General features: G+C 68.8%; 29 protein-coding genes. 18 read left to right on the forward strand and 11 right to left on the reverse strand.

The window, feature by feature from the left end; genetic code table 11:
• Positions 1-67: 67 nt before the first annotated feature.
• Positions 68-1,339, reverse strand: a complete 1,272-nt coding sequence (locus tag ACIOU8_RS06010) for a DUF2254 domain-containing protein (protein WP_400786999.1) — start codon at positions 1,337-1,339, stop codon at positions 68-70.
• 51 nt (positions 1,340-1,390) lie between these two features.
• On the reverse strand, positions 1,391-1,606 hold the full coding sequence (locus ACIOU8_RS06015; RefSeq protein WP_400787002.1) for a hypothetical protein: 216 nt from the start codon (positions 1,604-1,606) through the stop codon (positions 1,391-1,393).
• 163 nt (positions 1,607-1,769) lie between these two features.
• Here ACIOU8_RS06015 and ACIOU8_RS06020 point away from each other — a divergent pair, with 163 nt between their 5' ends.
• Positions 1,770-2,168: a hypothetical protein gene (locus ACIOU8_RS06020; protein ID WP_400787004.1), complete on the forward strand. Its 399-nt coding sequence runs from the start codon at positions 1,770-1,772 to the stop codon at positions 2,166-2,168.
• On the opposite strand, the gene ACIOU8_RS06025 is transcribed toward ACIOU8_RS06020, so the two are convergent.
• Genes ACIOU8_RS06025 through ACIOU8_RS06040 form a run of 4 tightly spaced genes read right to left on the reverse strand, consistent with a single transcriptional unit; the run spans position 2,165 to position 6,286 of the window.
• Positions 2,165-3,034 carry a galactosyltransferase-related protein gene (locus ACIOU8_RS06025; RefSeq protein ID WP_400787006.1) on the reverse strand — a complete coding sequence of 290 codons (870 nt, stop codon included), beginning with the start codon at positions 3,032-3,034 and terminating at the stop codon, positions 2,165-2,167. The genes ACIOU8_RS06020 and ACIOU8_RS06025 overlap by 4 nt on opposite strands.
• Positions 3,031-4,041, reverse strand: a complete 1,011-nt coding sequence (locus tag ACIOU8_RS06030; RefSeq protein ID WP_400787009.1) for a glycosyltransferase — start codon at positions 4,039-4,041, stop codon at positions 3,031-3,033. Before ACIOU8_RS06030 ends, ACIOU8_RS06025 begins: the two co-directional genes overlap by 4 nt.
• The gene (locus ACIOU8_RS06035; protein ID WP_400787012.1) at positions 4,038-5,177 is read right to left on the reverse strand and encodes a glycosyltransferase; all 1,140 of its coding nucleotides are present in this window, start codon (positions 5,175-5,177) and stop codon (positions 4,038-4,040) included. Before ACIOU8_RS06035 ends, ACIOU8_RS06030 begins: the two co-directional genes overlap by 4 nt.
• On the reverse strand, positions 5,174-6,286 hold the full coding sequence (locus ACIOU8_RS06040; RefSeq protein WP_400787015.1) for a glycosyltransferase: 1,113 nt from the start codon (positions 6,284-6,286) through the stop codon (positions 5,174-5,176). Before ACIOU8_RS06040 ends, ACIOU8_RS06035 begins: the two co-directional genes overlap by 4 nt.
• An 84-nt stretch (positions 6,287-6,370) precedes the next feature.
• Here ACIOU8_RS06040 and ACIOU8_RS06045 point away from each other — a divergent pair, with 84 nt between their 5' ends.
• The 4 genes from ACIOU8_RS06045 to ACIOU8_RS06060 are packed head-to-tail and all read left to right on the forward strand — an operon-like array spanning position 6,371 to position 9,878.
• Positions 6,371-7,300, forward strand: coding sequence for a WcbI family polysaccharide biosynthesis putative acetyltransferase (locus tag ACIOU8_RS06045; protein ID WP_400787018.1), 930 nt, complete (start codon positions 6,371-6,373; stop codon positions 7,298-7,300).
• Complete coding sequence (locus ACIOU8_RS06050) at positions 7,297-8,271, forward strand: hypothetical protein (protein WP_400787022.1); 975 nt, start codon at positions 7,297-7,299, stop codon at positions 8,269-8,271. The genes ACIOU8_RS06045 and ACIOU8_RS06050 overlap by 4 nt, the downstream gene beginning before the upstream one ends.
• Positions 8,268-9,575: a glycosyltransferase family 2 protein gene (locus tag ACIOU8_RS06055; protein ID WP_400787024.1), complete on the forward strand. Its 1,308-nt coding sequence runs from the start codon at positions 8,268-8,270 to the stop codon at positions 9,573-9,575. The genes ACIOU8_RS06050 and ACIOU8_RS06055 overlap by 4 nt, the downstream gene beginning before the upstream one ends.
• Positions 9,576-9,584: 9 nt before the next feature.
• Complete coding sequence (locus ACIOU8_RS06060; protein ID WP_400787027.1) at positions 9,585-9,878, forward strand: hypothetical protein; 294 nt, start codon at positions 9,585-9,587, stop codon at positions 9,876-9,878.
• A 27-nt stretch (positions 9,879-9,905) separates the two neighbouring features.
• On the opposite strand, the gene ACIOU8_RS06065 is transcribed toward ACIOU8_RS06060, so the two are convergent.
• Positions 9,906-10,187 (reverse strand): hypothetical protein, encoded by a 282-nt coding sequence (locus ACIOU8_RS06065; RefSeq protein WP_400787029.1) that lies wholly within the window; start codon positions 10,185-10,187, stop codon positions 9,906-9,908.
• Positions 10,188-10,295: 108 nt separating this feature from the next.
• Here ACIOU8_RS06065 and ACIOU8_RS06070 point away from each other — a divergent pair, with 108 nt between their 5' ends.
• A complete protein-coding gene (locus ACIOU8_RS06070) occupies positions 10,296-10,622 on the forward strand; it encodes a hypothetical protein (RefSeq protein ID WP_400787032.1) in 327 nt (108 codons plus the stop codon).
• A 42-nt stretch (positions 10,623-10,664) separates the two neighbouring features.
• Here ACIOU8_RS06070 and dinB read toward each other — a convergent pair whose 3' ends face one another.
• Positions 10,665-11,861, reverse strand: coding sequence for a DNA polymerase IV (dinB, locus tag ACIOU8_RS06075; RefSeq protein WP_400787035.1), 1,197 nt, complete (start codon positions 11,859-11,861; stop codon positions 10,665-10,667).
• A gap of 50 nt (positions 11,862-11,911) precedes the next feature.
• A complete protein-coding gene (locus ACIOU8_RS06080) occupies positions 11,912-12,574 on the reverse strand; it encodes an ArsR family transcriptional regulator (RefSeq protein WP_400787038.1) in 663 nt (220 codons plus the stop codon).
• A 116-nt stretch (positions 12,575-12,690) separates the two neighbouring features.
• On the opposite strand from ACIOU8_RS06080, the gene ACIOU8_RS06085 reads away from it, so the two are divergent.
• The 12 genes from ACIOU8_RS06085 (at position 12,691) to ACIOU8_RS06140 (ending at position 22,442) form a co-directional block, all read left to right on the forward strand.
• Positions 12,691-12,951 (forward strand): DUF6458 family protein, encoded by a 261-nt coding sequence (locus tag ACIOU8_RS06085; protein ID WP_400787041.1) that lies wholly within the window; start codon positions 12,691-12,693, stop codon positions 12,949-12,951.
• Positions 12,952-12,958: 7 nt separating this feature from the next.
• On the forward strand, positions 12,959-13,633 hold the full coding sequence (locus tag ACIOU8_RS06090) for a phosphatase PAP2 family protein (RefSeq protein WP_400787044.1): 675 nt from the start codon (positions 12,959-12,961) through the stop codon (positions 13,631-13,633).
• Positions 13,630-14,442 (forward strand): DUF1206 domain-containing protein, encoded by an 813-nt coding sequence (locus ACIOU8_RS06095; protein ID WP_400787047.1) that lies wholly within the window; start codon positions 13,630-13,632, stop codon positions 14,440-14,442. Before ACIOU8_RS06090 ends, ACIOU8_RS06095 begins: the two co-directional genes overlap by 4 nt.
• Positions 14,443-14,563: 121 nt before the next feature.
• Positions 14,564-16,282 carry an MDR family MFS transporter gene (locus ACIOU8_RS06100; RefSeq protein ID WP_400787049.1) on the forward strand — a complete coding sequence of 573 codons (1,719 nt, stop codon included), beginning with the start codon at positions 14,564-14,566 and terminating at the stop codon, positions 16,280-16,282.
• Position 16,283: 1 nt separating this feature from the next.
• Positions 16,284-16,739: a MarR family winged helix-turn-helix transcriptional regulator gene (locus ACIOU8_RS06105; protein WP_400787052.1), complete on the forward strand. Its 456-nt coding sequence runs from the start codon at positions 16,284-16,286 to the stop codon at positions 16,737-16,739.
• A gap of 124 nt (positions 16,740-16,863) precedes the next feature.
• A complete protein-coding gene (locus tag ACIOU8_RS06110) occupies positions 16,864-17,607 on the forward strand; it encodes an ABC transporter permease (RefSeq protein WP_400787055.1) in 744 nt (247 codons plus the stop codon).
• Entirely contained in the window at positions 17,607-18,377 is a 771-nt protein-coding gene (locus tag ACIOU8_RS06115; RefSeq protein ID WP_400787058.1) for an ABC transporter permease, read from the forward strand. Before ACIOU8_RS06110 ends, ACIOU8_RS06115 begins: the two co-directional genes overlap by 1 nt.
• Complete coding sequence (locus tag ACIOU8_RS06120; protein WP_400787061.1) at positions 18,374-19,324, forward strand: ABC transporter substrate-binding protein; 951 nt, start codon at positions 18,374-18,376, stop codon at positions 19,322-19,324. Before ACIOU8_RS06115 ends, ACIOU8_RS06120 begins: the two co-directional genes overlap by 4 nt.
• Positions 19,325-19,408: 84 nt before the next feature.
• Positions 19,409-19,912, forward strand: coding sequence for a MarR family winged helix-turn-helix transcriptional regulator (locus tag ACIOU8_RS06125; protein WP_400787064.1), 504 nt, complete (start codon positions 19,409-19,411; stop codon positions 19,910-19,912).
• A gap of 94 nt (positions 19,913-20,006) precedes the next feature.
• Positions 20,007-20,582 carry an NADPH-dependent FMN reductase gene (locus ACIOU8_RS06130; protein WP_400787067.1) on the forward strand — a complete coding sequence of 192 codons (576 nt, stop codon included), beginning with the start codon at positions 20,007-20,009 and terminating at the stop codon, positions 20,580-20,582.
• A gap of 61 nt (positions 20,583-20,643) precedes the next feature.
• On the forward strand, positions 20,644-21,279 hold the full coding sequence (locus ACIOU8_RS06135) for a DUF1684 domain-containing protein (RefSeq protein ID WP_400787070.1): 636 nt from the start codon (positions 20,644-20,646) through the stop codon (positions 21,277-21,279).
• A gap of 74 nt (positions 21,280-21,353) precedes the next feature.
• A complete protein-coding gene (locus ACIOU8_RS06140) occupies positions 21,354-22,442 on the forward strand; it encodes an alkene reductase (protein ID WP_400787073.1) in 1,089 nt (362 codons plus the stop codon).
• Between the two features lie 25 nt (positions 22,443-22,467).
• Here the strand turns inward: ACIOU8_RS06140 and ACIOU8_RS06145 are convergent, their stop codons facing one another.
• On the reverse strand, positions 22,468-23,871 hold the full coding sequence (locus ACIOU8_RS06145; RefSeq protein WP_400787076.1) for a threonine/serine exporter ThrE family protein: 1,404 nt from the start codon (positions 23,869-23,871) through the stop codon (positions 22,468-22,470).
• Between the two features lie 19 nt (positions 23,872-23,890).
• On the reverse strand, positions 23,891-24,235 hold the full coding sequence (locus tag ACIOU8_RS06150; RefSeq protein WP_311258646.1) for an ATP-dependent DNA ligase: 345 nt from the start codon (positions 24,233-24,235) through the stop codon (positions 23,891-23,893).
• Positions 24,236-24,317: the final 82 nt, after the last annotated feature.

Below are 24,317 nucleotides of genomic sequence, written 5' to 3' on the forward strand. Positions count from 1 at the left end.
GCCTGCACAGAGTTCTCGATCGCAGTTCGCGACCGCCGTGAGCGCCGAGACCGCGGAATGGGCGGCGTCACCTCCTGAATCGGGCGTGGACGTCTGAGAGCGCTGCCGCATCAGCGGTGTCGAGTTCCGCGACCGACCTGCGCAACGCATGATCTGCCGCGCCCTCGAAGACCGCGGCGTGCTGCGGCGAGGTCGCGGCGAGAGAGGCGAGACATTTCTGCAATCTGATCTGCACTTCGATCATGCCGGCACCGTCGCGCGCGAGCGGTCGGAATGCGTCGACGACGAGGTCGTCCCACTCGATGGGGCGGATGCGCACGTGGGGGTGCTTCACCTCTGTATCGGGTTCGGTGCGCAGAGTCTTCGACAGCACGCGCTGTAGAGCGCCGACGATCTCGATCGCAGTACCGGGGTCGTTGGTGGCAGGCGAGAGAGCCCGGCTGCCGATCTCGGCGAGCGCGATCACACCGAGCCGGGGATCCTGCTCGTAGGTACGATGCGGCTCGATGCGGAAGGCGCCGAGGATCGCCTCGCGAGTCGCGTCGTCGAGGGCGTCGGAGCCGAGCGTGCCCGCAGAGGCGGCGCTGGCCTCGACGACGACCGCGAGCGGGGCGACCGTGTCGGCGAAGCTTCCGGCGAGGGCTGAGATGTGGATGTCGCGTCCGAGCCGGGAGGCAGTCGTCTCGAGCGCCTCGACGTCGACGAAGGTGACGTAGCCGGACTCGGACGAAGGGATGCGCTCGCCGCGGACCTCGCCCGAGGGTGCTGCCCGCGCCCCCAGCGTCGGGGAGGTGGCATAGGCGCCGAGAGCCTCGGATGCCGCTGCTTCGACGCGATCGATGATGTCGCCCATCCGCCCGAAGTTCGACAGGTGCGCGATCCAGCGCAGCAGAGTCACCACGATGACCGCCACCATGACGAGTGTGCCGAGGAACAGGATCGTGCGCCCCTGATCGCCGTAATACCCCGTGGACAGCGCGATGATGCCGACGAGCGAAAAGGTGAACCCGCCGACGAACGTCGACAGGGCGTTCTGTGACGTGGTGTCCTCCACCAGAAGCTGCGTCGCTCGGGGAGTCGCAGTCGTCGCGGCCGAAGAGTAGGCGGTCACCATGGCCGTGATCGAGAACGTCGTCACCGCAAGCATCGAACTCGCGATGATCTGCAGGATCGATCCCACCGAATCCTGACCGAGATCGATGATCACGCGGAACGGGAGCACCCTGCCCACCCAGCCGGCGGCGAGCACGAAGACGATCGAGATCGCCGTGACGAGCGCGGCGCGAGCCCACACACGCTTGGACAGTCGGAGCAGGAACGCCCTGGCGACACCTTTCACCGTCACTCCTTCTGCCGTGCCGGGTTCATGACGAGCCACGGTTCGTCCACGTCACAGCTCCCATTCGTCGAACGGAAGGTCCCACGCGCTCTGGTCCGACTCGACGTGCTCGTCCTTCTCTACCGAGATCACCACCCGGGTCGTCGAACGGATCAGCACGCTGAGGCTCCGGCCCTCCGCAGACAGGGTGACGAATGTCGGCGACGAGGACGCGGCGGCCTCGATCTCGTCCATGACCTGGTTCAGGGGCTGATCGTCCTGAAGCACGAAGCTTCTGCCGTCAATCTCTATGTGAGTCCTCACGGCTCTCCTTCCCCTCGTGGGCGAGGATAGGCGAGACAGGCGAGTGCGCAGAGGGCCTTGCGCCGGGGGCGCGCAGTGGTTAACGGATTCGCCGCTGAGGGTGGGCGGCACTCTCTACGATGGGGTGATGCAGCTCATCGACACTCTCGCTCTCGTCGGTGAGGTGCTCTCGTGGGTGGGCCTCGGCGTCGGTCTGCCATTGCTTCTGCTGGCGCTTCTCATCCGCACTGTCGAGGGAGCATGGCTGCCCGTCGAGATCGCCGTCATCGAGCGCGACGGTTCGCTGATCGGACGCTGGTTCGCCGGCGGCGACTTCCACGAGCGGCCGCTGACCAGGCGTGAGTCCGCCGCCGCTGACGCAGACGACGGCTGGGCCGAGGGCGTGGTCAGCGCGAACAACCCCGCCCATGCGCGGGTCGGCGAGCCGCCCCACGCACGGCGCGTCATCCTGACTCTGGGGATCGTGTTCGCCGGCGTCGGGTTCGCGGGGCTCGTCGTGTCGCTGCTGCCGCTGCTGCTGTCCTAGCCAGGCGGAACCTCGCCGAGCGCAGCTGAGCTGTCACGTCGGCGAGACGGGATGCGGCGGTATCCGTCGCCGTGGGGTTCGACCGCACCGCCCTCGACGAAGCTGTCTATCCAGCCGCGCATCGGCCACTCGCCCCAGCGCTCGGCGAACAGGGCACCGTTGCGCAGGATGTCGTCGAGGTGGCGCCACGGCGGAGAGCCGGCCGGATGCCACTGGTGGTAGGCGTGCGCGCCGCCGACCCATTGCACTCGCATGCCGAGCGACCGAGCCCGTCGGCCGAGGTCGGTGTCTTCGGCACCGTACCCCTCGTATGCCTCGTCGAAGCCGCCGAGCCGCCTCCACGTCTCAGCGGTCACCGCGAACGACAGCGACCAGAACAGGTCGAACTCGTCATCGGTCGCCGTCACCACTGTGCCCTCTGGCGGCAGGGGACGAGCCGGATGCGGCCGGGTCATGGCCTCGAGCTCGAGCGGGGTCGACGGGCGTTGCACGCTGTGCAGGTAGGTCACCGGTCCGCAGAGCAGGTCGTGCGGGTATGCCTGTGCTGCGCTGGCGTATCTCTCGAGCAGTGCCGGCCCCGGCAGGCAGTCCACATCGAGGAACACCAGCAGGTCGGCGCCGTGATCCAGCGCGAGGGCGGCGGCCGCGTTGCGCGCCGCGCCGACGCGCATGCCGTCGCGACCCGGCGGCACGTGCACGCTCAGGGGTGACGGTGCGGCGGGCGGTGCGTCGAGGTCGAGCGATGCCTCGACACGCACGACGTCGATGCCCGCTGTGCGCACGGCGTCGAGGAATCGGCGCTGGCGCTGCAGGTGGTCGAGACGGTTCACCGACGCGGGGGTGATGACGGCGATGCGGGTGGTCATCGCGCGAGCTCCTCGATCGCGGCCGCGGCACGTGCGCCGGCGCCCGCCACCTGCCACAGGTCCCAGCGGGGCGCGGTGTCGGCCGCTCGTCGAATGCTGTCGACCACCGCGGCGGGCGTCGCATCGGCCGAGAGGGTCTGCGCGAGGCCGTGCGCTGCGAGCACGCGGGCCATGTCCTCCTGCTCGTCGAAGGGGCGCTCCTGAGCGATGACGACGGCTCGGGCATCCGCCGCCGCGAGGTCGGCGATGCTGTTCTGACCCGCCGCGCTCACGACGACAGTGGCCCGGCACAGCAGTGGCCACACGTCGTCGACGCGATCGTCCCGTCCGGCCCCTGCGCTCGCGACGGCCCACCCGTCTGCGCTCAGCAGCTCGATCGTCTGTGCGAGCCGCGGCGGATCGAGGGCGAGACCGAGGAACAGCACGCGGCGCACGCCGTCGTCCGCATCGGTGCGAGCACGGCCGTCGTAGCGCGAGATCGCGCCCACCGATCGGACGCGATCTTCGCGACCGGCCAGGGCCTTCGCGGGGATCGTGCCCGCAGCCCAGGGTGCCAGGATGCGGTCGGCGAGGTCATACCCGAGACGGTGCGGAGCGTCGGTGCGATCACCCGGCTGCGCGACGGAGATCGTCGGCACCCCCAGCAGACGAGCGAGCATCGTGACCTCCACGCTGACATCGACGACGAAGACGGAGGTGGGGTGGATCGCCACCCACTCCGCGATCGCGGCGAGACGAGCCTGGTGGCCCGGGTGCCCGACGGGTGCCCAGTGCAGCGTGCCTCCGGCTGTGACATCGCCGAGCTCGCGCGCCTCGCGGCGCACGCCGTCGGGCCCGATCACCGCGTCGGAGTCGGAGGGCAGCTGCACCCAGGTCGTCCCCGGAGCCGACGACTCGGGCTCGGGGAGGCTCGAGAACACCGTCACCTCGTCGCCGAGATGCGGGCGGATCGCCTGCATCCGGGTCACATGGCCCCAGCCGTGATGATGCACGTACCAGCCGATCATGCGCCGACCGCCTCTGCGAGCTCGTGGGCAGGCACCGCGCTCTGCGCGGCGACGGTGAGGACCCGCTCGATCTCGCGGTGCCTGTGGTCGAGCGAGTGGCGAGCGGCGGCCGCCTCGCGCACGACCCGACGAGACAGCCCGAGCCGCGATTGCCCGACCAGCGCCGCTGCGGCGTGGGCGAGAGCATCCGTGTCGGCGGAGGGCACGATGGCCGTGCCGGGGATTCCGGCCAGCACCTCGCTGGTGCCGCCGGAGTCGAACGCGGCGACAGGCGTGCCGGTCATGAGCGCCTCGGCCATCACGAGACCGAAGGGCTCCGACCACACCGGGGTCACGAGAGCGACCGATGCGGCCCCCACGAGTGCTGAGAGCTCGGGCTGTCGCAGCGCGCCGACATAGTCGATGCCGCCGCCGAGGAGCGGACGCACCTCCCGGTCGAAGTACGCGGCGTCGCCCACTCGGCCCGCGAGCTTCAGGCGGGCGCCAGCGCGTCGGGCGGCGATGATGGCGAGGTGCGGGGCCTTCTCGGGGACGATCCGTCCGAACCAGACCCAGTCGCCGCCTCCCGCGCCCAGGCTCCACTGCGCCGCGTCGACGCCGTTCGTGAAGACGAACGCCTCGACGCCCTCGGCCGACCAGGCCCGAGCGGTGTACTGGCTGACCGCGAGGAACCGATGCGGCGACGAGCCGGCGAGCGCGTTCGAGGCGATCACCATGTCGGCGAGGGGCGGCGTGTGCAGCGTGGTGACGACCGGCACCCCGATGTCGCGGCTCCAGAGGATCGGATCCCCGTGGAGGCTGTGATTGTCGACGACGTCGACGCGGGTCTCGGGGGAGTCGAGCCGATCCCGCACCCGGGCGAAGGCGTCGGTCATGAGCCGGCGGTGTCCCTCGGGGAAGTCGGTGTCCGACGCATCCCGTGATCGATGCCAGCGGGGGCTCGGCAGGTGCAGATCGATGTCGGCGCCGAGGAAGTCCGATCCCTCTGCCGCACAGAGCTGCACGTCGTGGCCCCGGCTGCGCAGCCAACGGACGCGGTTCCACACCACTGCCTCCAAGCCACCGGCGTGCGGCTGGCGCAGGGCGTGACGTTCGGGGGCCACGACGAGCACCCGCAACCGTTCGCGAGCGATCACGCGCGGGCCCCCGTCGAGATCTCGGCGCACGCGGTGGCGTAGAGCCGGGCGTGCGCGTCGCGCACGGTCTCCCGCTCGGCCACTCTCTCAGAGCGTCGCCGGTCGACCAGCGAAGCGCGAGGTGATGTGGCGCGCGCGTCGGAGGCGAGCGCCACTGCCTCGACGAGCGTCTGCGGATCGTCGAGGTCGATGACGAAGAAATCATCCGGATGCTGCGACCCGATGTGCCCGACGTCCGTGCCGGCCACAGGGACCCCCAGGTCGTAGCAGAGCTCGACCCATCCCGAATGCGTGCCGTGCAGGTAAGGAAGGACGAAGAGGTCGAGTCCTCCGATCCACGCATCGATGCCCGCGTCGCTGAGCCGCGGAGTGCGTCGCACCCGCACCGCAGGGTGCTCTGCGGCGACAGCGGCCACGCGCGTGGCCGCGGCGTCATCGCGGACGCGCTCGTGCATCAGCACCTCGAACTCGACGGCCCGCCCCGTCTGTGCGAGCAGTGTGGCGGCGTCCGCGGCCGCGCGGACCGCCCGCTCGGCGGCGATGTTGGGGCGCAGGTCTCGCAGGTGGATTCCGATCCGCAGGGTCTCGTCGACCGTCCTCTCGGGCACTGCGGCGCCGTCGAGCAGAGTGGGGTGCGCCAGCACGCGGCTGCTGCGGCGCCACCGCCGTTCGATCTCCGCGGCCGCGGTCGAGGTGAGCGTGACGAGGTGATCGGCCGACGGGATGATCACATCGAGCAGTTCCCGGTAGGGTCGCTGATCTACGAGCTGCGGGTTCTCCAGGTCATGCACGGTGTACATGACGGGACGGCCGAGCCGGTGCGCGGTCTCGAGAGCCTCGCGCAACTCGTCGGCCGCGAACGACTCGAGACCGAAGTGCACGTGCAGCACGTCGAAGTCCGCACCGTGTGAGTCGAGCCACGTCGAGGTGAGCGCGACCGGTGGCCACCACACATCGGCGGGCGCCCCCGGAACAGGAGGGTCGGGCAGCACACGCACACGCTGGGTGTCGGTGATCGCACGCACGTACGGGTGGGCGGCCGGAATCGAGGCGACGCGAATGAGGGCAGGTTCGATGAGGATGTGGTTCTCCGTTGGCGGGCACAGCACGACGTGCGGGCATCGCAAAACGGAGGTGACCGCGCAGCAATGGGGACGCACGATCAGATGCGATCGAGGGGGTACGTTCGAATCATGAGCCATGCCCCCGAACTGCGCACGGCCATTGCGCCCGATGGCTCTCCGGTGCTAGCGCGTCGCAGGCACTACTCGGAGTTCTACGGGCTCACGCCGCTTCCCGAGAGTTTCGGCGTCGTGCTCGGCAACTGCCAGGCCGAATCGCTGCGCATGGTGATGGATGCTCCCGAGCACCGCTTCGTGCGCGTTCCGGCCGTGCACGAGATGACCGCCGACGACGCTGCGCGGCTGCACGAGGTCGTCCGCGCCGCCGACACCGTCGTGAGCCAGCCGATCCGCGACGACTATCGCGATCTGCCGCTCGGCACGCGACAGATCGCCCGAGCGACCGATGCCGGAGTGCTGACCGTGCCCCCGGTGCGCTTCGCAGGGCTGCATCCCTTCCAGGCCGCGATCCGCGTGCCCGACGTCGAGGGCGACCCGCCGATCGTGGCGTATCACGACATCCGCACGCTCGCTGCCGCCGCCGGCATCCCCGTCGTCGCCGCGCTGACCCCAGACCGGGTGCGTGACGTGGGGGAGTCCTCGATCGACACGCTGCGCGTGCGCGAGCAGAGCGCCGACGTGCGGGTCTCCGATCTATTCGACTCGGTCACGGCCGATCACGCGCGCACCGTGAACCACCCGGGTGACGCGGTGTGGATGCCGTTGGGTGCTCGCGTGCTCGCGGCACTCGGTCACGAAGGCGGGCCGACCGACCCCGGCCGGCCGCTGTTGAACTCGGTACGGGCGCCGCTGCATCCCGAAGTCGTCGAGGCGTGGGCGCTGCCCGACGAGCCGCGCGCGCACTGGATCGTCGACGGCGCACGGATCGACGATGCAGAGGTGCGGGCGGCGCACCTCGAGTGGTACGCCGCCCACCCCGAGTTCGTCGACGCCGCCCTGACGCGCCTTGCTCCTCTGCTCGACGTGTGGCGGGCGCGGTGAGCGCCGCTCCGCTGCTGCTCGTGCACCCCGGCACCCACGGCGTCGCGATGTACGGGCGAGAGATGGCCTCGGCAGTGCGCGCGCAGGAACCCTTGATCCGGACCATCGACGCGGCCGATCTGGATGCGACGCCGGCTGATGCCGCGCTGCACGTGCACTTCACGGATCGTCTGTGGGGTGATTCGCCAGAGCAGGCGTCGCGGGCGTTCGGCGCGCTCGCCGCGCGTCGAACGGTCAGCGTCACCCTGCACGACGTGCCGCAGGCGTCGGACGGCGAGCGCAATCTGCCTCGCCGACGCGCGGCCTATGCGGCCGTGGCTGCGGCGGCGCGAGGGGTGGCCGTCAACAGCGAACACGAGCATGCGCTGCTTCACGAAGAGGGGGTCTGGTCGGGCCCGGCCGTGAGCATCCCTCTGCCGGTGGACCTCGAGACCGCCGCGCCACGGATGCCGGCAGACGGGTCGGTCGGAGTGCTCGGCTACTTCTACCCCGGCAAGGGGCACGATGAGGCGGCCCGAGCGGCGGCGCACGCGGGCATCGGCAGGATGACGATTCTCGGCCGCGCCTCGGACGGGCATGCCGCCGAGCTCGAGGAGTTCGTCCGCCGTGCGGGTGCGCTCGGGGTCGACGTCGAGGTGACGGGCTGGCTCGACGACGCGGAGATCGCGCGACGGGGACGCGCTGTGTCGGTGCCGGTGATCGCACATCGTCATGTGTCGGCATCCGGCTCCCTGGCGTCGTGGATCGGGTGGGGTCGGCGACCCGTCGCGGTGAGCAACCGCTACATGGACGAGATGGCGACGCTGCGGCCCGGCACTCTGCAGACGGTCGATGAACCCGAGCTCGCGGTGGCGGTGCGGCAGGCTTTCGAACACCCGGAGTCGACCTGGCACGGGCTGACGAGCCTGCCGATGGCGTGGCCCGAGGCGGCCGAGGCGTACGTGCGCTGGTGGGGAGGGCTGGCCCGGTGACGCGGCGACCCTGGGTCGTCGGCAACCGGTGGGACACGCTCGACGGCGTCGACCCCGAGACTCTGCCGAAGGTGTCGGTGATCGTCGCTCACTACGAGCAGCCGGCGGAGCTCGCTCGTACCCTGTCAGCGCTCGCTGCACAGGACTATCCGCCCGAGCTTCTCGAGATCGTGGTCGCCGACGACGGTTCTGCGGGCGACGTCCGCGTGCCCGACGGCGTGATCCTCGTGCGACAGGAAGACCGGGGCTTCCGTCTCGCGACCGTGCGCAATCTCGGTGTGCGTGCGAGCAGTGGCGACGTGCTCTGCTTCCTCGATGCCGATACCGCCCCCGAACCCGGCTATGTGCGAGCGCTCACCCGACTTCCGGCTCTGCTCCCCGAGGCCGTCACGGTCGGACGCCGCCGGCACGCCGACTTCTCTGGCACCGCCCCGGAGGCGCCCGTGCTCGAGGCGGTGATCGGCCGTGAGCTCCCCGAGCCGGCGTGGCTCGCGCAGGAGTACGCCCGAAGCCGCGATCTGCTCGAAGCCGACGACCGGTCGTACCGTTTCGTCATCGGCGCGGTGATCGCCTGCTCGCGGCGCCTTTTCGACGAGACCGGCGGATTCGACGAGTCCTTCTCGACCTATGGGGGCGAGGACTGGGAGTGGGCGCACCGGATGTGGCAGGCGGGCGCCGTGCTGGCCCACGTCCCGACGGCCGTGGCATGGCACGACGGACCCGAGTGGGCCGAGCGCAGCGGTTCGGGACTCGAGCGTGCGAACGTCCAGACCATGAGGCTCGTCTCGTCGATTCCGGTCGGCGGTTCCGCCCCACGAGGTCTGCTGTCGGACGTGCCCGACCTCGTGGTGAGGCTGCGCGGGACGCACACCCCTGAGGCGCTGTTCGTCGCGGTGGATTCGATCCTCGCCGCGTTCCCGCTGGCGCGGGTGCTGCTCGACACGATGGTGACCACCCTTGAGGGGGACCCACGCATCGTGGTCGAGGAGGAGCAGCTCGACGCCCGGGTGATCTGGGAGCTCGAGCGACCGGTCGTGGTGCTCGAGCAGGCCTGGATCGTCGAGTGCGTCGCGGGTCTCGGCGCGGGCGATGTCGGCACGGTCGATCTCGTCGACGCCGAGGGCTCGTCTCTGGGAGTGCTGTGCTCGCGGCGAGCGATGCGTCGAGCCGTCAGGTGGGGCACCGTCGAGGGTTTCGAGATACGAACGATCGACGCGAACGGGGTCCACCTCCTGCGCTCAGACCCCCGCGTGGAGGCATGGGTCGGCGGATGGGGCGGTCCAGGCGAGTTCTGTTCGGCGTAAGGTTCTCACATGGGGAATTTGGAGTACAACAGCTCGCGACCGGCGATCGAGATCGAGGACGCGACCTTGGCGCACGTCAAGATCGTGATCGGCACGAAGCTGCGTCGCAACGAGAGCTTCATGATGACCTGGCTGTCGAAGCCGGATGCCTCATCGGGTCGACTGACCATCTGGGTGCACCCCGCCATCCCGCTGGTGTTCGAGTTCGACCAGCCCACTGTGCAGGCGATCGACCCCTCGCGGGTCGCCCGGATGATGGATCAGTTGAACTCGCGGGGCGAACTCGTGCTCGACCAGCTCTGAGTCAGTCTGACCCTGGCCGTCCCCGGGTCAGAGCAGGTCGTAGTGGCCGCCGAAGGGAAAGTCGACGTCTCCCGTGTCGCGGGCGTCGAAGAGCACCGTCGCCACAGTGATGGCCACCTGCGAGTGGGGCGTGATCAGGAGGCTCACCTGGCGGTTGCCGACGACGACGAAGTCGACGAAGGTGCCGGCGGTGGTGAGCGCTTCTTCGATGCGGCGTTTCAGTCCGTCGAGGTCTTGGTCCTGGGCGAGGGGATAGGTCACCCCGGCGGCCCGGATCTCCGTCTGGATCATCGTCTTCTGATCTGCCATGCACTCCACCCTACGAGGCGCGCGGGCTCCGATCGCACATCGTTATCAGTCGCATCGCACCAGGGCAAGGGGCGGACGCATCAGCGCGAACTGCTCTAGAACAGAACGATGCAGACGATCATCTATGGCGGCGACGCGTATCTGACGGGCGACGACATCGCGGATGCGCTGCTGGCCTACGGGCGCGCGCTGGGCGAAGAAGTGCGCGCCGAGCTCGTGGAGATTCCCGTGCAGGAGCCGGATGGCGCTGTCGTCACGGCGAAATTCCTGATCGGGCCCGCCAGCCAGATCGTGGCCAAAGGAATGCCCGGCACAGGCCCTGAACTCGAAGACCCCGAGCTGGTCGAGCGGCTGCGCACACTCACTCGCGGCGTCGAATCGCCCACGGGTGCTCCGGTGGAGATGCCGGACGACACTGCCTACGAGCTCGGCTAGAGACGCGGCTGCTGCTGCCCGCGCGACTCCCGGTCCGTTCGGTCACTCGTGCTCGGGGAGCAGCGGGGTCGACCACCCCGGATCGCGGCCCATCTGCGCCGCACGCGAGACCGACGTCGCCCCGAACCGGTCGCGCAGAGTGTCGAGCACCGTGTCGAGCTGTTCTTCATCGCCCCAGTCGATCGGCAGCTCGGGCTGCACGCGGTCTGCATGATCGAGGTGCGACAGTGACAGTCCGATCAGACTGATGCCGCGCTCCGTGATCTCGGGCCCGGCGGCGGCGAGCAGCGTGCGAGCGACGGTGAGCAGGATGGCTGTGCGATCGGTGGCGGACCCGAGCGTGCGTGATCGGGTGGCCTTCGCGAAGTCGCCGAAGCGCAGCCGCAGCACCACCGACCGGCATACCCGGTCGCCGTCGCGGAGCCGACGCGCGAGCCGGTCGACGATCTGCGTCAGGATCAGGTCGAGCTCCTCGGCCGAGCGCGGGCCTCGGCCGAGCGCGCGCTGCGAGCCGATGGATCCCCGTCGTCGGGTCGTGTCGACCGGACGAGGATCCCGCAGACGTGCGAGGGCGTGCAGGTGTGCGCCGGCGGCCTTGCCCAGCATCCGCTCGGCGCTCGCGGACTCGAGCTCCGCCAGCTGTCCGACGGTGCGGATGCCGTAGCGCTGCAGCTTCTCGGCGGTGACGGCGCCCACGCCCCACAGCCGCTCGACCGGCAGGGGGAGCAGGAACTCCTCTTCACGCTCGGGTTCGACCACGAGCAGACCGTCTGGCTTGCTGACGGCGCTCGCGACCTTCGCGAGGAACTTCGTTCGCGCGACGCCGACCGAGATGGCCAACCCGACCTCGGTGCGGACCCGCTCGCGCAGACGCACGGCGACCTCTTCCGGTGTGCCGATGATGCGCCGGAGGCCCCCGACCTCGAGGAAGGCCTCGTCGATCGAGAGCCCCTCGACGAGCGGCGTCGTGTCGCGGAAGATCGCGAACACGTCATGGCTCGCGGCCGAGTACGCCTCCATGCGCGGAGCGACGACCACCGCATCCGGGCAGAGCTCGAGTGCCTGACGCCCGCCCATGGCCGTGCGCACCCCGCGTGCCTTGGCCTCGTAGCTCGCAGCCAGCACGACCCCGCCGCCCACGATGACGGGTCTGCCGCGCAGCTCGGGGGCATCGCGCTGCTCGACCGAGGCGTAGAACGCGTCGAGGTCGGCGTGCAGCACGGTCGCTTCGCCCCGCATCCTGTTCTCCCGTCGACGTGCAGATCGTCGCACGCACCGCGGACATCGGCTCAGGCGGCGACGAGGCGAGAGGAGAAGGCGCGGATGCGCTGGACGAGAGCGTCGAAGGCGGCGTCGAAGGCGGCGGGCGTGCCTGTCCGGGCGGGGTCGCGGATCGACCAGTGCAGATCGTCGCTGTCGTGGAGTCGCTCATGGGCGTCGTCGCACACCGTGATGACCAGGTCTCCGTCGGTGCGCACCTCGTCGAGGTGGCGGGTCGGCTGATCGGCGTCGATGATGAGCCCGTGTCGAGCAGCCGTCGCGGTGGCCTCGGGGTTCACCCTCTCAGCGGGTCTCGTCCCTGCCGAGGCGACCGCCACCGGGCTCATGTCTCGCCAGATCGCCTCGGCGAGCTGCGAGCGCGCGGAGTTCGCGGTGCACACGAACAGCACACGGCGAGGCGGGACGACGCTGGGCGGTGCGAGCGTGTCGAACACCTCCGGGCGCAACCCGATATAGCTGCGTCGGCGGTCGAACTCCGAGCGGGTGCGGGCGACGATCTGCGCCGATTCGAGCACTCCGAGATGGTGCGCGATGAGGTTGGAGCGGAGGTCGAGAGCCGTCCCGATCTCGGAGGAGGACAGATCTCCGAGCGTGAGCAGGTCGACGATGCGCAGGCGCGTCTGATCGGCGAGTGCGGCGAAGATGCCGGCGCGGCGTTCGAGATCGGTCATCGTTCCCATCCATATCACGGGATGCCGGTTGTGTCCACGGCCATTGACTCAATCTGCGCTGACCCTATTCTGGTCGTCGCGAGTCCGCGAACGCGGACCCGGAGAGGAATGGACACATGGGCATCGGAAGCGGAATCGCGCTCTTCGTCATCGGAGCGATCCTCGTCTTCGCACTCAACATCGACACCGGCGGCTACGTCGATCTCGATCTGATCGGCTACATCCTCATGGGCGCCGGAGTCGTCGTCTTCCTGATCAGCCTCATCTTCATGATGCGCAATCGGCGCACCGAGACCGTCGACCGCACGGCTGTCGATCCCGCGACCGGCGAGCGTGTGACCCGCCGCAGCATTCGCGACAACGAGCCCCTCGCCTGATCCGGGAATGACCGAGGCGCAGCGCGGCACCGGCGCGATCGTCGTCGGTGCCGCAGCGACCCTCGCGTTCGTCGTGCTGCGGGCCGTGGTGGCCCTCGGTGGTCATGAACCTCTCGCGGTCGATATCTGGTGGCACGACCTCATGGCAGCGCTGAGCAGCGACGCCTGGCTCGTCGTGGCGTGGGTGCCGGCTGTCGTCGGCGGCACGATCGGGATGATCGTGGTCGGCGTGCTGCTGATCGCCGCGTTCCTGTGGCGCGGGCGGCGATGGGATGCCGTGACACTGGCGATCGCGATGGTCACCGTGGTCGCGATCGGAGCGACCATGGCTGCGGTGATCGGCCGCACCCGCCCCGCCGACTCGCTCGCAGAGAGCGTCGCGACCTCCTTCCCCTCGGGGCACACCGCCGTCGCCACGACGGTCGTGGTGATCCTCGGACTCGTGCTCCGACGCCGCTGGGTGTGGGCCGTAGGTGTCGCATGGATCGCACTCATGATGTGGAGTCGCACCTACCTCCATGCCCACTGGCTCAGCGATGTGGTCGCGGGGATGCTCGAGGGCGTCGCCGTCGCCACGTTCGTCTGGGCCTGCATCCAGGCGACACGCGCTCGTCGCCTGGCTCGTGACCGCACAACCTCAGACATCTCCGAAGAACCGATCGAAAGCACCGTGAACCCATGAACACTCGCGACTCGGCCGCCTCCACCGCGAGGGCCGCCCAGGACTCGACCGCCTTCCGCGTGCTCGCTCGCGTCGGCTACGTCGTGCTCGGCATCCTGCACATCCTCATCGGCGGGATCGCGATCTCGATCGCCACGGGCGGCGGTGGTAAGAACGCCGACCAGGGCGGTGCACTGCAGCAGATCCAGGAGTCGCCCGCCGGGGTGTTCCTGCTCTGGCTGATCGTGCTCGGACTGTTCGCACTCGCGATCTGGCAGATCGCCGAGGCCGTCGTCGAGCGTGATCCCGACACGAAGAAGATGTGGGCGCACCGGGCGAAGTTCGTGGGCACGGCCGTCGCCTACCTGGCGATCGGCGCGACGGCGCTGGTCTACGCGCTCGGTGGCCAGTCGCAGTCGTCCGAGTCTTCGCAGTCGTTCAGTGCACAGTTGCTGGCGGCACCGGCGGGTGTCGTGCTCCTCGTGCTGGTCGGACTCGGGGTGGCGGCAGTCGGGATCGCCTTCATCGTGCGTGGAATCACCCGCGCATTCATGGAGCACCTCTCCGTGCCGTCGGCGAAGGCGCGCTCGGGCATCACCGCGTTCGGAGTGGCCGGCTACGTCGCCAAGGGCATCGCGGTCGGGGTTGCCGGCGTGCTCTTCGTCATCGCGGCGCTCACGCACGACCCCGAGACCGCCGGCGGCTTGGACGCGGCGCTGCGCGCCCTGGCCGGATTGCCGTTCGGTGCGGTCATCCTGTGGGTCGTCGGCGCCGGTCTCGCCCTCTACGGCCTGTTCTGCTTCGCCCGCGCGCGCTACGCCCGCATGTGACACGCGGCAGTTTCCTGCGGTGGCGGGTGGCAGATGGTTGCTCCCGGTCTACAGTTGCACTTTCGCAACCAATAGGCGTATAGTTGACTCTTATCAACTTTCTACGCAGGAGCACTCCACTGTGACCAACACCTCTCACACCTCTTCAGCCGAGGCGACGCGCTCGCCTCGCGAGGTCTTCACCGCGATCTCGGGCCTCGTCGTCGGCATGTTCGTCGCCGTGCTCTCGGGAACCGTGGTGTCGACCTCGATGCCCGTCATCATCGCCGACCTCGGCGGCACCCAGTCGCAGTACACCTGGGTCATCACGGCCAGCCTGCTGGCGACCGCCGTCTCGACGCCCATCTGGGGCAAGCTCGCAGACCTCGTCGATCGCAAGATCCTCGTGCAGCTGTCTCTCATCATCTTCACCGTCGGCACCGTGATCGCCGGCTTCTCGACCGACACCAACATGCTCATCGCGGTCCGCGTGATCCAGGGCATCGGCGTCGGCGGACTGATGTCGCTCGTGATGATCGCGGTCGCCCTCATCATCTCGCCGCGCGAGCGCGGCAAGTACATGGGCGTCGTCGGCGGCATCATGGCCCTCGGCACCATCGGCGGCCCGCTGCTCGGCGGACTCCTCACCGACGTGTGGGGTTGGCGCTCCAACTTCTTCGTCGGCGTGCCCTTCGCGATCCTCGCCCTCGTGCTGCTGCAGTTCACTCTGCACCTGCCCAAGCCGCAGCGAGACAGCAAGGTCTCGATCGACTACTTCGGCATCGTCCTGCTCGCCGTCGGCGTCTCGACCCTGCTCATCTGGGTCTCGATGGGTGGCAGCGAGTTCGACTGGGACTCGTCGACCAGCATCATGCTCGCCGTCATCGCTGGTGTCGCGATCGCCGGCTTCATCACCGTCGAGTTCTTCGTCAAGGAACCGATCGTGCCGATGTCGCTGTTCCGCAACCGCACGTTCACGCTGTCGGTCGTCGCCTCCATCGCCATCGGCGTCTCGATGTTCGCGACGTCGGTGTTCCTCGCCCAGTACTTCCAGCTCGCGCGCGGTGCCACACCCACCGAGTCGGGGCTGATGACCATCCCGATGATCATCGGGCAGATGGGTGCATCGATCATCATCGGCCAGCTCGTGAGCCGCTTCGGCAAGTGGAAGGGCTGGATGATCACCGGCTCCGTGCTCACCACGGTGGGCGTCAGCCTGATGTCGACGCTGCGCTACGACACTCCGTTCCCCTTGGTGGCGACCTACATGTTCGTGCTCGGCGCCGGCCTCGGCATGGTCATGCAGAACCTCACGCTCATCGTGCAGAACGACACCGCTCCTCAGCAGCTGGGCGCGGCCTCGTCGAACGTCAACTTCTTCCGCACGATCGCCGGCACCATCGGTGTGACCGTCATGGGTGCGACCCTCTCGACGAGCGTCGCGAACTACATCACCGATGCGCTCGACGGCTTCACGCCGACGACGCCCGAAGAGGTCGACGCCCTGGAGCACCTCGCTTCGGGCGACGTGCCGAAGGTCACGCAGCTCCCCGACACGATCCGCTCGTTCGTCGAGGGCGCCTACGGCCACGGCATCGCCGACGCGTTCATCATCGCCATCCCGCTCGCGGTGATCGCCATCATCGCCATCGCGTTCATCAAGAACAAGCCCCTGTCGACGAAGAACGCCGCCGAGCAGCTGCGCGAGCAGGCCGAGGAGTCCGTGCTCGAGGTCTCTGAGGCAGAGGTCGGCGCCTCGATGTCGACCGGAGCGATCCGGCTCTCCGGCACCGACTCCCCCTCACCGTCCACCGGATCGGTGACCGTGCTCGAGCGAGACGACCAGGAGTCGAGGCGCTGACATGGCCACCCCCGTGGCGGTCGAGCCCGCCGACGTCGACACCGCGCTCGGCGACCTGCAGACGCATCTGAACCTGATCTTCGCGAGGACCAGGACGCTCTGGAAGGAGTCGGCGGCGCGCATCGATCCCGAGCTGCAGGTCGGCGGGTACAAGCTGCTGACCTTCATCGAACGGGCCGAGTCGGCGAATGCCCATGAGCTGGCCGAGCGCTTCGAGATGGACAAATCGGTCATCAGCCGGCAGGTGCGGATGCTCGAGGAGCTCGGCCTGATCGCGTCACGGCCCGACGAGCGGGACGGGAGGCTGCGGGTGCTGACGCCGACTCCGGCAGCCTGTGCCGTGCTGGCCGAACTGCGCAGAGACCACGCCTCGCGTCTGCGCACGGTCGTGGCCGAGCTCACGCCGGACGAGATCCAGGCGGCATCCAAGGTCTTCCGCCTGCTGGCCGAGGTCTGACCGAAGACCCGGGCCGATCACGCGACGTGTCGGCCCGGGTTGTCGATCGCGAAATATTGTGGTTCAGTCGAATGTCTTGACTTCGCGATTCGGCGTCCCAAGACCGTAAAGAACGGTATGTCGGATGAACTGGATCGCCTCCAACCTCGGATTGATCTTCGATCTGACGATCAACCACGTGCGTCTGGCGATCGTTCCCATCATCCTCGGCTTCCTGATCGCGGTGCCGCTCGGCTGGGTGGCCAGTCGCAACCGCGTCGCCCGGACGTTCATCATCACGACGGGCAGCCTGCTCTACACGATCCCGTCCCTGCCGCTCTTCGTGATCCTGCCGGTCATCCTCGGCACCCGGATCCTCGATGACACGAATCTGGTCGTGGCGCTCACGATCTATGCGGTCGCGATCATGCTGCGCTCGGCGACGGACGCCTTCGGATCGGTCGACCGGTCGATCATCGAGTCGGCGAAGGCCATCGGCTTCTCGCGCGGCGGCCGGTTCTGGCGCGTCGAGTTCCCGCTCGCAGGCCCGGTGCTGATCGCCGGGCTCCGCGTCGTCTCCGTGTCGACCATCGCCCTCGTCTCGGTGGGCGTGATCATCGGCTCGGAGAACCTCGGCTATCTCTTCCAGAACGGCAAACAGCGCGGCATCCTCGAGGAGGTCGTCGTCGGCATCGTCATGAGTCTGCTCATCGCCCTCGTCTTCGACCTGATCCTGGTGGCGATCGCGCGGGTGCTCATGCCCTGGAGCCGCGCCGCGGACGGGCGTGCGAAGAGCGGCGATCCGACGGACGCGGAACCCGGAGCCGATGCCGCGACCGACAGCGCCGGCATCCGTCGGGTGCTCGCACCTCCGGGAGAGGGGATCTGATGAACTTCTTCCTCGACGCCATCGCCTGGATCCTCGACCCCGCCAACTGGGTGCCGGGCTCGCAGAGCCCGCTGCCCATCGGCGACCGACTCGTCGAGCACCTCCTCTACTCGGGTGTCTCGCTCGTCATAGCGATGCTGATCGCTCTTCCGCTCGGCTTCTACATCGGGCACACCGGGCACGGTCGTCAGTTCGTGATCGGCTTCACCGGCGCCATGCGCGCTCTCCCGACGCTGGGTCTCCTGTTCTTCCTCACCATGGTGCTGCGTTCCGGTCTGAGCACCACCCCGGCCGTCCTCGTCGGGTCCGTCATCGCGTTCGTCCTGCTGGCGATACCGTCGCTGCTCGCCGGCGCCTACGCCGGGCTCGAGAGCGTCGGCCGCGAATCGATCGATGCTGCGCGATCGATCGGGATGACCGAGATGCAGATCCTGCGCAAGGTCGAGATCCCCCTCGGGCTGCCTGTGATCATCGGCGGCATCCGCTCGGCCACGCTGCAGGTCATCGCGACCGTGACGATCGCCTCCTACGTCGGACTCGGTGGCCTGGGGCGCATCATCTCGTCCGGCATCGGCCTGAACGACTACACCGTGATCCTGGGCGGAGCGCTCCTGGTGACCGTTCTCGCGCTGAGCGTCGACGGTGTCTTCGCGCTTCTCCAGCGCCTCACCCGCACTCGGGGACGGTCGACCCGTCCGCCCCGCAGCCTGAAACGAAAAAGGTCGGATGCCGCCGTGGCGCCGAACCTCGACGAAAGGATCCCCGCATGACCTCTCGAGCCCGCAAGACCCGGCTGGCAGCATGCCTGATCGCCGTGAGCACCACCGTCGCACTCGCCGGCTGCGCGACCGCCGACCCGACGTCATCCGGGGGTGGTGACGCTGCTGAGGGCGACGCCATCATCGTCGGCTCCTTCGCCTTCCCCGAGAGCGAGATCCTCGGCGAGATCTACGCGCAGGCGCTCGAGGCCGAAGGCTTCGACGTGTCGACCAAGTTCAACATCGGTCCGCGACAGCAGACGATCCCCGCTCTGCAGGACGGGTCGATCAACCTCATCCCGGAGTACAACGGCAACCTGCTGGCCTACTACGACACGGCCTACGAGGAGCGGACGACCGAGGACGTCGACGCTGCGCTGCCCGATGCCGTGGGTGCAGACGACCTGCAGGTGCTCGACTCGGCTGCGGCCGAGGACAAGGACGCCTACGTGGTGACGAAGAAGACCGCCGAGGACAACGACCTGAAGGCGATCGGCGACCTGAAGGCGCTGGAGCCCTTCTCACTCGCCTCGAACCCGCAGTTCGGCGAACTCGGCTACGGCATCCCGGGCCTGCGTGACGTCTATGGGGTGGGTGTAGAGGCGGGCCAGGTCACATTCGTCCCCTACGAGGACTTCGGCGGCCCCGACACGGTGCAGGCGCTCGTGGACGGCACGGTTCAGGTCGCGGACATCTACACGACCTCGCCGGCGATCAAGGCCGAAGACCTCGTCGTCCTCGAGGACCCCGAGAACATGATCTCGGCGCAGAACGTCATCCCGCTGCTCTCGAAGGACATCTACACCGACGAGCTCGCAGACGTGCTCAACGCGATCTCGGCGAAGCTCACCACCGATGACCTGATCGATCTGCGCGAACGGGTCGAGGGAGACGAGAAGGCGTCGGCTGCGACCGCCGCGGAGGAGTGGCTCACCTCCGCGGGTCTGCTCGACGAGTGATCACGCAGCCGATCTGCGAGTCGATGATCTGATCGAAGCCCCGCCGTCTCTGAGACGGCGGGGCTTCGCCGTAAGCTGGCGACCATGAGTGCCTCGCCCGACGAACCCACCCGAGAGGGTGCGCCCGCCGCAGATCCCGCAGGCGCCGATCCCCTCGGTCCGGCCGAGATCGACCAGGCGATCTCGAGAGTCGAGCACGAGCTGGGCAGGCTCTTCGCCCGCATCCGGGTGAGCTGGCGTGAAGCGGCGCAGACTGTGCATCCCGATCTGCAGCCTCTCGGATACCAGGTGTTGACATCGATAGCGACCGGCAAGGCCACGTCGGCCGGGGCGATCATCGAGCGGCTGCAGACCGACAAGTCAGCCGTCAGCCGGCACGTGCGCCAGCTCGAGCAGCTCGGGCTGGTCGAGAGCGTCCCCGATCCTGATGATCGACGGGCCCGGGTGCTGGTCGCGACCGCGCTGGCGCAGGAGCGCGTCGCTCTGGCTCGCTCTCGCTACGAGGAGCGCCTCGGCGAGCGGCTCCGCCGCTGGTCGGCCGAGGACCTCGACCACTTCGCCGAGCTGCTCGCCGCGTTCGGCGACTGACGAAGATCGGCGGCGTTCTCGTCGCACAAGGGGCTGGACTCGGCAACGCGCCCCGACGAGACTGATCCCACGACTACAGGAATGAGGAACAGCCATGGCGTACAGGGTCGGATATTTCGTCGGAAGCCTCTCGTCCACCTCGATCAACCGCATCCTCGCGACGGCGCTGATCAGGCTGGCTCCGGATGATCTGGAGTTCTTCGAGATACCCATCAGAGACCTGCCGCTGTACAGCCAGGACTTCGACGACGACTACCCCGCTGTGGCGGTCGATCTCAAGGAATCCATCGCTTCGGCGGATGCCGTGCTCTTCGTCACACCCGAGTACAACCGCTCGATCCCCGGCGGCCTCAAGAACGCGATCGACTGGGCCTCGCGGCCGTGGGGCCAGAACTCGTTCGACCACATTCCCGCCGCGGTGATCGGGGCGTCAGTGGGTGCCATCGGAACGGCGGTCGCGCAGCAGAGCCTGCGCGGGGTGCTGAGCTTCTGCAACGCGCGCCAGATGACCGCCCCCGAGGCCTACATCCAGTACTCGCCCGACACCTTCTCCGATGACGGCACGGTCACGAACGAGGGCACGGCGAAGTTCCTTCGTGACTACCTGGTCGAGTTCCGCGACCACATCGAGCGCGTACTCACCGTGCTGCCGCGCGACACGGATGCGTGAATCGGGTCGCGTCGCAGGCCATCGCGACCGCAACCGCGTCGCATCCGCGTAGCCTGAATGCATGACGCTCACGAAAGCCCGCACCGCCGCCGAGGTCGTCGACTGGAGGCGTCGGGTCTTCGCCCTCTACGAGGCTGTGCGACGGGCAGACTCCACCGAAGAGGCGCACGAGCTGTGGCGGATAGAGCGTGACGACCTGATGCTGCACCACGCGGCGACTCCGCTGCTCGCTGACGATCGGCCGCTGTTCGAGGGGCTGCCCATCGCGTCGTACGATCCGCAGTGGCGCTTCGAGCTGCCCATCCTGCCCGCAGAGCCCGGAGGCTTCGACTTCGCGACCGGCACCGACGGCGTCGTGCCGTTCGAGCGCATCGGCAGGGTCGAGATCCCCGACACCGGATCGCTCGACGTCTGGAGGCTGACCACCTACGGTGGCGGGATCTTCATTCCGGTGCGTGACGCGCTCGCCGGTCGGCCGGGCGGCACGTACGGGGGAGGGCGCTACCTGATCGACACGATCAAGGGCGCGGACCTCGGATCGGATGCCGAGCGCGGCACGATCGTGCTCGACTTCAACTTCGCCTACAACCCGTCGTGCGCCTACGACCCGGAGTGGGCGTGCCCGCTCGCGCAGCCGGGCAACGTGCTGCCGGTAGCGGTTCCGGTGGGCGAGATGTACGGCCGCGCAGCAGACTGAGCAGCCGCCTGAGCATTCAGCCTGCATCTGGCGAGCGGGGAATACCGCACCCGTCACGGGGCTTGTTCCTGAGCGTGACTATTTTCGAACCGGCCGTCTTCGGCGCCCTCCAGCTGTCCAACCGCGTCGTCATGGCGCCTCTCACTCGCACTCGTGCAGATGATGACGGTGTGCCGACCGAGCCGATGGTGGAGTACTACCGGCAGCGGGCCGGTCAGGGCCTCATCATCTCGGAGGGCACGTGGCCCGCGGCCGAGGGAAAGTCGTACTCGGGTCAGCCCGGAATCGTCACGCCCGAGCAGATCGCCGGCTGGCGGCCTGTCACCGACGCCGTGCACGAAGACGGCGGCACCATCGTCATGCAGCTGATGCACGGTGGCCGCGTCTCGCACCCTGCGATCTCGGGGGAGACCCGTGTCGTGGCTCCGAGCGCGCTCGCCGCCCCCGGCCAGACCCACACCCCGGTCGGCAAGGTCGACATGCCGGTGGCCCACGCCCTGACCCTCGACGAGATCCCGATGGTCGTCGAGCAGTTCGCGCAGGCCGCGCGCAACGCGATCGAGGCAGGCTTCGACGGCGTCGAGGTGCACGGCGCGAACGGCTACCTCGTGCAGGAGTTCCTGTCACCGGTGTCGAACGTCCGCGATGACCAGTACGGCGGATCGCCCGAGAACCGCGCGCGCTTCGCGATCGAGGTCACCCGTGCCGTGGCCGAGGCCGTCGGAGCCGATCGCACCGGCATCCGCCTGTCGCCGCAGCACAACATCCAGGGTGTCCTCGAAGAGGACGGCGACGACGCGCTCGCGACCTACCTCGCCGTCGCCGAGGGTCTGGCCCCGCTCGGTCTCGCCTTCGTCGACATCCTGAACGCCGCCCCGACGAGCGAGCTGGTGCAGCGCATTCGCCGCACCCTCGGCGCGCCCCTCATCATCAACTCCGGCTTCGCGTCGCCCACGACCCGCGCCGAGGCCGAGATGCTCGTCTCGGAGGGATGGGCGGATGCCGTCGCCGCCGGCCGCCCGGTGATCGCCAACCCCGATCTGGTCGAGCGCTGGCGTGAGGATGCCGAGCTGAACGAACCGCGCCCCGCGCTGTTCTACGGCCGCACGGCCGAGGGCTACACCGACTACCCGTCGCTGGAGTCCGTGCGCGCCGACGCCTGAGCGCGGGTGCGCGGGTCGATGCGGCTCAGCGCCGCACGACCCGCGCCCGCGTCTTCGCGACGCTGCTGAGCGTGGCTCGAACGGGCGTGCCCAGATACAGACCGAGCGATGCCCCCGAAGCCAGGGCGATGCCGATGACTGCGGCGTCTACCAGCGACCCTCCGATGCCCACGACGCCCGACGCCGACCCGGCCGAGTGGATCATCTCGAGAAGCCCCTGGAACACCGCGACACCGGGCACGAGCGGCACGATGGCCGCCGTCGTCACCGCGACCGACGGCACATGCAGCTTCACGGCGATCATCATCCCGATGAAGCTGGCCAGCAGTGCGCCGATCGCGCTCGCTGCGGCGGGATGCAGGTTCAGGCCGACCATGGCGGCGTACCCGGCGATGGTCACGGCGCTGAGCAGCGCGCTCACGAGGATGATGCGCACCCCGGCGCCGTTGAAGACGGCGACGGCGATCGCCACGATGATCGCCCCCAGGAACTGATTCAGCAGCGGACCGAACGGTGCGGGGTCGTCGGGCAGACCCATCGTGAAGCCGAGCACGCTGCCGACTTCGAGGCCGATGAGGATGCCGATCACGACGCCGAGCGTCTGCATCGTCAGGTCGAGTATGCGTCCGCCCGCGGTGAGTGCGAACCCGTCGATCGCATCCTGCGCGGCCCCGACGACGGTGAGGCCAGCGAGCATGAGCACGATTCCCGAGGCCACGATGATCGAGGGGCGGATGCCGACGAACGGCTCGATTCCCGCAGAGCCCAGCGCCGAGACGGCGACCGCCACCACCGTGGTGACGAAGCCTCCGGCGATCTGGCTGAAGAACAGGGGGACCCTGGCGCGGGCGAGACCCGCCTGGGTCAGCGCCGCGCACAGCGCCGCGATGAAGGTGAGCCCGACGATGAGCGCCGAGGCTCCGAGCATGATGCTGACGCCGACTGCCAGCAGCGCCCGGGCCACGATGACGACCGGCTGCTGGTAGCCGAACGGCACGCGGCGCAGCACGCGGAAGGCGGTGCGGGCCGATTCGAGGTCGAGGCCGTCGTCGATGTCGGCCACCAGGGCCTGCACACGCTGCAGCTTGGCGTGGTCGGGTGCGGCCACCCGCACGACGCGCACGAGCGTCTCGGGCCAGACCTCGCCGCTCAGGTGGAACGAGACCGTGATCGAGTTGTAGGTCACATCGACCTGCACGTCCCGCATGCCGTAGGCGGCGCAGACGCGGGTGATCGCCAGGGTCACCTCATGGGCCGAGGCGCCGACACCGAACATCGATTCGCCGATGCGGGTGGCGAGATCGAGCACCCTCGGCACAGTGCGTTCGTCGATGACGGGCATCGCCTCGGTGTGGGCGACAGCGGAGGGATCGGTGTGCAGGATGCGCTGTACGGAGGCGAGCAGTCGCCGCGGGGAGTTCGGGGACACCACCCCATTCTCCTCTTCGTCAGGCGTGCGCGGGAACGTCGAGACGCTCGGCCGGCGGTGCGGTGCCCTCTGCGGGCTCCGGCACGAGGTAGAGACCGCTCGGCGCACTGGCGGTGAAGGCGAGGGCTTCGATCCAGGCGCGGTTGATCGAGGGCTGGCGGCTGCCGCTGTACTTGAAGACGAGCGAGCTGCCGGCGTGCACCCAGACGGTCGTGCGGCCGCCGCCGACGCTCATGTCTTCACGCCAGGTGAAGCTGAAGGGCTCTCCTCGACGCAGCTTGGCCGTGATGACGAGCTGCAGGTGCGTGAGTGCGCGGTCTTCGATGTCGGCCTTGACGCTGCCTTCGTAGACGAGCTTTCCCATGATGATCTCCTCACTGCGCCACGGAACCCATGTCATCAGACGCGGTTGACGTCAGACGCGATCGGATGATCACCGGGGGCGC

The organism is Microbacterium sp. NPDC087589, from assembly GCF_044743635.1.
GTDB lineage: Bacteria > Actinomycetota > Actinomycetes > Actinomycetales > Microbacteriaceae > Microbacterium.

Bases quoted from the DNA above. Each gene is read 5' to 3' on its own strand.
- ACIOU8_RS06080 (WP_400787038.1), bottom strand. From the start codon at position 12,574: ATGACCGATCTCGAACGCCGCGCCGGCATCTTCGCCGCACTCGCCGAT.
- ACIOU8_RS06115 (WP_400787058.1), top strand. From the start codon at position 17,607: ATGAACTTCTTCCTCGACGCCATCGCCTGGATCCTCGACCCCGCCAAC.
- ACIOU8_RS06060 (WP_400787027.1), top strand. From the start codon at position 9,585: ATGGGGAATTTGGAGTACAACAGCTCGCGACCGGCGATCGAGATCGAG.
- ACIOU8_RS06150 (WP_311258646.1), bottom strand. From the start codon at position 24,235: ATGGGAAAGCTCGTCTACGAAGGCAGCGTCAAGGCCGACATCGAAGAC.
- ACIOU8_RS06020 (WP_400787004.1), top strand. From the start codon at position 1,770: ATGCAGCTCATCGACACTCTCGCTCTCGTCGGTGAGGTGCTCTCGTGG.
- ACIOU8_RS06095 (WP_400787047.1), top strand. From the start codon at position 13,630: ATGAACACTCGCGACTCGGCCGCCTCCACCGCGAGGGCCGCCCAGGAC.
- ACIOU8_RS06110 (WP_400787055.1), top strand. From the start codon at position 16,864: ATGAACTGGATCGCCTCCAACCTCGGATTGATCTTCGATCTGACGATC.
- ACIOU8_RS06130 (WP_400787067.1), top strand. From the start codon at position 20,007: ATGGCGTACAGGGTCGGATATTTCGTCGGAAGCCTCTCGTCCACCTCG.
- ACIOU8_RS06090 (WP_400787044.1), top strand. From the start codon at position 12,959: ATGACCGAGGCGCAGCGCGGCACCGGCGCGATCGTCGTCGGTGCCGCA.
- ACIOU8_RS06065 (WP_400787029.1), bottom strand. From the start codon at position 10,187: ATGGCAGATCAGAAGACGATGATCCAGACGGAGATCCGGGCCGCCGGG.
- ACIOU8_RS06085 (WP_400787041.1), top strand. From the start codon at position 12,691: ATGGGCATCGGAAGCGGAATCGCGCTCTTCGTCATCGGAGCGATCCTC.
- ACIOU8_RS06105 (WP_400787052.1), top strand. From the start codon at position 16,284: ATGGCCACCCCCGTGGCGGTCGAGCCCGCCGACGTCGACACCGCGCTC.
- ACIOU8_RS06120 (WP_400787061.1), top strand. From the start codon at position 18,374: ATGACCTCTCGAGCCCGCAAGACCCGGCTGGCAGCATGCCTGATCGCC.
- ACIOU8_RS06125 (WP_400787064.1), top strand. From the start codon at position 19,409: ATGAGTGCCTCGCCCGACGAACCCACCCGAGAGGGTGCGCCCGCCGCA.
- ACIOU8_RS06135 (WP_400787070.1), top strand. From the start codon at position 20,644: ATGACGCTCACGAAAGCCCGCACCGCCGCCGAGGTCGTCGACTGGAGG.
- ACIOU8_RS06045 (WP_400787018.1), top strand. From the start codon at position 6,371: ATGAGCCATGCCCCCGAACTGCGCACGGCCATTGCGCCCGATGGCTCT.
- dinB (WP_400787035.1), bottom strand. From the start codon at position 11,861: ATGCGGGGCGAAGCGACCGTGCTGCACGCCGACCTCGACGCGTTCTAC.
- ACIOU8_RS06030 (WP_400787009.1), bottom strand. From the start codon at position 4,041: ATGATCGGCTGGTACGTGCATCATCACGGCTGGGGCCATGTGACCCGG.
- ACIOU8_RS06070 (WP_400787032.1), top strand. From the start codon at position 10,296: ATGCAGACGATCATCTATGGCGGCGACGCGTATCTGACGGGCGACGAC.
- ACIOU8_RS06025 (WP_400787006.1), bottom strand. From the start codon at position 3,034: ATGACCACCCGCATCGCCGTCATCACCCCCGCGTCGGTGAACCGTCTC.